The organism is Aeromonas media (genome assembly GCF_000819985.1).
Lineage (GTDB): Bacteria > Pseudomonadota > Gammaproteobacteria > Enterobacterales > Aeromonadaceae > Aeromonas > Aeromonas media.
The window spans coordinates 1-830 of sequence record NZ_CDBZ01000126.1 but is presented as its reverse complement, the minus strand read 5'-3'; the positions used below and the strand labels follow the sequence as shown (position 1 = coordinate 830).

Annotated in this window: 1 protein-coding gene; it reads right to left on the bottom strand. The window is 49.0% G+C overall.

Annotated features, from left to right (window positions below; genetic code table 11):
• Positions 1 to 28: 28 nt before the first annotated feature.
• On the bottom strand, positions 29 to 830 hold an 802-nt coding region (locus BN1127_RS10740), incomplete at its 5' end, for an ISAs1-like element ISAs1 family transposase (protein WP_042649441.1).

Below are 830 nucleotides of genomic sequence, written 5' to 3'. Positions count from 1 at the left end.
CAGGGCGGGAGCACACTTTGTTGATATTTTAACCAAAGAATAACTGAGCCCGATAGTCGTCATTCCAGCCGGCTCTTTTTAGCTTGTTTCTCTGACTTCGAGCACCACAATTGCTCTGTTTTACGATATTCAATACGAACCGCCGGAATAGCGCCATATTCTCGACCGCATCCTCCATCGCTATCCTGGAAGCATCCTCGTTGAACACCACATCAAGAATGTAATGCTGGCTGTTCTCTATCCGCCAGTGCTGCCGTATATAGTGCCCTAGCAGCTTGTGCTTGGGGGATAACGAGCTGACATAGTAAGAGGTATCTACCGTTCCTTTTCCGTTGGCGCTGCGGTGACGCTCAACGGCAATGATGCTGCGGATTGTCGGCCATTTCTCCGTCAACTCTGGCGGTAATTTGGCTTTTAATTGAAACACATAACGCTCTTCCTGGCGGCCATGTCCACTCTCTTTGTGCTCGACGACAATCTTCTCTTTCTGGGCGTCAAACAGTGACTGGAATTGCGATTGAACCGCTTGATACAGCTTCGGTTGATTATTCTTGACCTGTACCACTACATGAGCCTTCTTCTCGCTGATTTTCTCCAGTGTCTCACGCTGACAATGCAACGCATCGAGTGTGACAACGGCTCCTTTTAGCTCAAGAATGTCCAGCATATCTTTGACGGTTTCGATTTCCCCCTTCTTGTTAGGGGTTGCTTTCTGGCTTAACACCAGCCCATTTTCGGTATCGTAAGCCGTGACCAACTGAAGCGCATCCTTGGCATTTCCCCGAAAGGAGCCGCGTAACACCTTGCCATCAAAGGCAATGATGGGTTTG